Annotated in this window: 5 protein-coding genes; all 5 read left to right on the forward strand. The window is 45.4% G+C overall.

The window, feature by feature from the left end:
* Window positions 1-181: 181 nt before the first annotated feature.
* Window positions 182-754, forward strand: a complete 573-nt coding sequence (locus AC1DWN_RS28025; RefSeq protein ID WP_477562167.1) for an LbetaH domain-containing protein — start codon at window positions 182-184, stop codon at window positions 752-754.
* A 20-nt stretch (window positions 755-774) separates the two neighbouring features.
* Complete coding sequence (locus AC1DWN_RS28030; RefSeq protein WP_477562168.1) at window positions 775-1,806, forward strand: glycosyltransferase family 4 protein; 1,032 nt, start codon at window positions 775-777, stop codon at window positions 1,804-1,806.
* Between the two features lie 3 nt (window positions 1,807-1,809).
* Window positions 1,810-2,709, forward strand: coding sequence for a glycosyltransferase (locus tag AC1DWN_RS28035; RefSeq protein ID WP_477562169.1), 900 nt, complete (start codon window positions 1,810-1,812; stop codon window positions 2,707-2,709).
* 9 nt (window positions 2,710-2,718) lie between these two features.
* On the forward strand, window positions 2,719-4,071 hold the full coding sequence (locus AC1DWN_RS28040) for a lipopolysaccharide biosynthesis protein (protein WP_477562170.1): 1,353 nt from the start codon (window positions 2,719-2,721) through the stop codon (window positions 4,069-4,071).
* 1 nt (window position 4,072) lies between these two features.
* Window positions 4,073-4,869, forward strand: a 797-nt coding sequence (locus AC1DWN_RS28045; RefSeq protein ID WP_477562171.1) for a polysaccharide pyruvyl transferase family protein, incomplete at its 3' end; no start/stop codon positions are given.

The following is a 4,869-nucleotide window of genomic DNA, read 5'->3' on the forward strand; positions in this document are numbered from 1 at the left end:
GAGTTGTATCAAACTATTCGACGGGTATATGACAAGTCAGTCAACCATGAGGAGCTATCGAGTCAAGGCTACGCCAGTGTGATGAATGATTTCAATATGCAGACGATCGCTCGAAAGGTGGAGTCCACCTACCATTTGTTATTGGCGCAGGGCATGAAGTCGAAAGCGGTGGGATGATCGCATGGGTATTCCAATTAAGCAATTGAGCTTTGGCAAGCTGCTTGCCGTTCTGAAGGGTGCGGCGTTACTTAGGTTCAAAACGGATTCAGTCGGTATGTACGGACGGATTGCAGGAAAGCTRACGATTCGGAACAAAGGCAAATTTATAGCTGGACGGAACGTATCCTTTCACGCGAAGCCGTTTCCGTCATCCATAACCGTCAATAAGCAGGCTAGATTACTCGTTGGAGATAATGTGTTTTTCAATTATGGCTTAGATATCGGTTGTACGAAATCGATTCAAATCGGCAGCAATACGATCATAGGTCCGATGGTTAACATCATCGATACGAACTTTCATCCAGTAGATGCAGACGATAAGTCGCAAAGCAAAGAAATTATTATATCGGAAAATGTGTGGATTGGCAGAGGCGTCGTTATCCTGCCAGGCGTGACGATCGGGTCAAATACTGTCATTGCATCTGGCAGTGTCGTGACGCGGGATATTCCAGCAAATGTGCTCGCTGGAGGAGCCCCCGCTAAAGCTATTCGTGATATCAACGTTCCGAATAATTGGATTCGAAGATACAACTAAAGTGTCGGGAGAGGTAAGCAATGAAAGTATGGATGTGGCCAAAATCTAGCGAATTGAATTTTTATAACGATTTATTAACAGATTCGCTAAGCGATGAAGGGTTGGACATTAGGGATTTGAAGCATGGCAAGCTGATGCTGCAGGTCGGTCAAGCGAAATCGGGGGACATTGTTCACATTCACTGGATGCATCATGCCTACCAGAATCAAAATCCACTGCTGTTTATTGTGAAGTCGGTCATTTTTATAATGACGATGCTCTATCTGAAGCTAAGGAACATTCAGCTCGTATGGACGATTCATAATTTGTATCCGCATCAAGTGAAGTTTCCAAAGCTGGAGCGATTCATGAGAATGCTGATCTGCAAGTTTTGCAGCAAGCTGATCGTTGCTTCTGAGTCCATCAAGCGAAGAGTGATGGCCGAATTCAATGTTCCGGCAAGCAAGCTGTTCGTCGTAAAGCATGGTCATTATTTGGGCGTGTACAAGTCGCAAGGCATGGATTTCAGAAGGGTTTACAACATTAGCGAGGATGCAGAAATTTATTTATTTCTAGGTGCGATCAAAGCCTATAAGGGTGTAGAGGATTTAATAGAAGCCTTTAATGCGGTGAAAACGAAGCAGTCCTACTTGGTCATTGCGGGGAAAGCGGACCAAGAGATGCAGACGTATCTAAAGCAAGTAAAGGATACCGAAAATATCATTTTGGATGTCAGATTCATTCCGAATGAAGAGATTGCCGATCTGATCAGTTCTGTGGATGTGATGGTTATGCCGTACAAAGAGATTACAACCTCTGGCTCCGCCATTCTAGGTCTATCGTTCAAGAAGCTGATCGTCATGCCTAACAATGATTTTGCCTCTGAGTATTTTAAAGAGGATATGGTGGTTGGTTACGATCCAACCGATCCTATTGGATTGAAGAAGGCGATGCTCACCGCTTCGCTTGTGAAGAGGCAGCATAAAACACCTAAGTACGATGAGGTGTTGAAGGAATTGGAATGGAGCGCGTTAGCGCGGAAAATCAAAAATGTTTATCAAGGATGGGGATAAAGGATGAAGGTAACGGTGGCCATCTGCACCCATAATCGGGCGAAGGATACTGGAGAGGCAATTGAGAGCGTCCTTGCTCAAAGCTTTGATAAAGAAGAAATCGAAATTGTTGTGATTGATAATCGCTCCACTGACAATACGGCCGAGGTTGTACTTAACCTTCGAGAGCTGCATGGCAGAAGGATACGTTACTTCCTAGAAAAGAAGCTGGGCTTGTCGGTTGCCCGCAACAGGGCGATACAGGAGGCGTACGGCGAATACATTCTGTTTCTGGATGATGATGCGCTTGCTTCCTACGACTGGATACAACGTATTGTGGACGTCTTTGAAAGCGACTCGTCTATTGGTTGTGTCGGCGGAAAAATCGATCCGATCTGGGAAACCGAGGAGCCGGATTGGATTCCAGAAGAGCATCGAGCGGTATTCACTATTTTGGATTACTCGAACAGGATAGTGGAAATGCTTGCTCCAGCCATTCCGTATGGTGCGAATGTTGCATTCCGAATGATTGTGTTTCGGCAAATTAAGCCGTTTCGCGAGGATCTAGGAAGGGTTGGCAGCAACCTGCTGTCGAGCGAGGAAAGTGAACTGATAGCAAGACTGCGTGAAAAATATAAAGTGTTCTATACGCCGTTTGCCCCCGTTCAGCACAAAATTGCGAAGGAACGAACGACAAAAACCTGGTTCTTAAAGCGGATCTACTGGCAAGGGGTGAGCGATGCGGTAAAGAGACAGGACAAAAGCGCTGTATCCATTCTARAGCATTCGATTCGTTTGCTACAGGCTGTCGGAACGTCACTGCTCTCAATCTTTCACTTCAAGCGTTTTATTGGGCAGGTCGTTAAAATTTGTTACCGCAATGGGTCGCTTGTAGGTATCCTGCGCTATAACAGTAGGGGTTGACGGAAAGTTATGTCACAGCTCGCCATTCATAAGGTGTGGAAAGGAAATGGACTCGCACAAACGATACTACGCACCAGCGCAACTAACTTTCTGGTACTTGTCATAAGTACACTGACCTCTATCGTCACAGCCCGAATGTTCGGGGTGGTGGGGAAGGGGGAGTTCTCGGCCATTCTATTCTGGCCGACGCTGCTTGCGGGTCTTGTAGGATTCGGATTGCCGACCTCACTTATTTATAACATCAAGCAAAACAAAGGCAGCGGCGGGGACTTTGTAAGAGCGGGCTTTCTATTCCAAATTCCAGTCAGTGTCATTATAGGTGTTGTTGCTTGGATCGGACTGCCGGTATGGCTTGGCAATTATCCGGACGAAATCATTCGAATTGCTAGATGGTATACGGTCATAATGCTTCCCGTTCTACTAGCGATTAATTTAGTCTCAGCACTGGCTCAGAGCACGGGCAGATTTAATGTGTATAATGGCTTGCGTTTATCCGTACCGCTGTGCAACCTTATTGGACTAATTGCGCTTTGGGCCGTAGGCAGCTTAAGCCTCCATTATGCTTCGTTAGTATTTCTAGTGACCAGTATGGCGGTCATTATATGGTCGCTGTACAGCATTAGAGATACGCTTCAAATCGATTGGCTGAGAGGGATCGGAAATCGATTTGCAGCAAAAGCGCTGTTCGGTTATGGCAGTAAAGTATTCGGAGTTGAGCTGCTGGGTACCTTGTATTCCCAATTCGATAAAATCATCATTCTGTCGATGCTGACTGCCAGGGACTTAGGTTTATACACGGTTGTATACGCACTGTCTCGCATATTTAATGTCGTGCAGATGGCGATTACGAACGTTATCTTTCCAAAGGTAACCGGTATGGAGAAGGCTGCAATTATTGAAACGGTCGGTCGAGCATTCCGATTATCAATGCTGATGATGATGATTGCCGTTATTCCTTGTTTGTTCATCGGCCGTTATCTAATGGGAATTTTGTTTGGAGCACCATTTCTCGAGGCAAGCTCAGCTTTCTATCTTCTATCCTTCGAATGCATTATCGGAGGGGGCTCATGGATTTTGGCATCAGCATTTAATGCGATGGGTCGGCCTGGCCTCGTACTAATCCGGCAGATGATCGCACTGGCCGTAACGATTGGTTTGTTCTTTGTCTTTACTCCGATGTATGGGCTGAACGGAATTGCACTAGCTTTACTAATCGGTGCTTTCATCCGCTTGGCGGTTACGATGGCATCGATGCGGATCGTCTTCCAGGTGAAGATGAGAGACTTATTGTTTGTGAAAAAAGATTTCCATTTTCTGATTGATCGTCTGAAGGACAAAAAAGAACGTAAAGGAGCGCGTTGATATGCAATTGGAACGGAATATACATCCCATGGAAGCATTGAAAAACCAGCTGCGTCAAATTTTGAAAGTGATTCCACCTAATTCTAGCATTTATTATATCGATTATCCCGTTTACAACAATGGTGGAGATTTGCTCATCATGAAAGGCACTGAGGCTTTTTTCAAAGATAATCAAATCCGCGTCCAAGCGCRCTACAGCGTTCTTGATTTTCCTGACAGGCTGATCATACCTAATGACCAGATTATCGTGCTGCAAGGCGGAGGGAATTTCGGAGACCTCTATCCTGTGCATCAAAAATTGCGTGAGAGAATTGTTGCTGATTACCCTAATCACCGAATTGTACTGCTTCCACAGACGATTTTTTTCAAAAAAGAATCCGAATATGACCGAACGGCACAAATTTTCAATAACCACAAGGATGTTCACCTCTTTGTCCGGGATACGTTGACCTTTGACATGGCAACCCGGAAGTTTGATAATTGCTGCGTTTATTTATCGCCTGATATGGCGCATCAGCTTTGGCCGATTTTGCCCAAAAGCGCTCCTGGTAAAGAGCTGCTTTGCTTCTTCCGTACTGACATTGAGAAAACGAGCGAGCAGGAGCAGTTTGAATCGGTCAGCAGCGGCGACTATTTGGATTGGGCCTCCCTGTACAACCGAGTAGAGAAAAAGTCGATCAACATGATCGTTAAAATAATGAAAAAAGGCAGTGGTCCGCTGCCCATGCAAGCGATTTGGGGCAAATATAGCGATTATTTGGTAGATAAAGCGGTCAAACGGTTCAGCGGGTATCGGAA

The organism is Paenibacillus sp. P4_A7 (assembly GCF_056402455.1).

Coding starts and splice junctions, on each gene's coding strand:
- AC1DWN_RS28030 (WP_477562168.1), top strand. CDS start 775: ATGAAAGTATGGATGTGGCCAAAATCTAGCGAATTGAATTTTTATAAC.
- AC1DWN_RS28040 (WP_477562170.1), top strand. CDS start 2,719: ATGTCACAGCTCGCCATTCATAAGGTGTGGAAAGGAAATGGACTCGCA.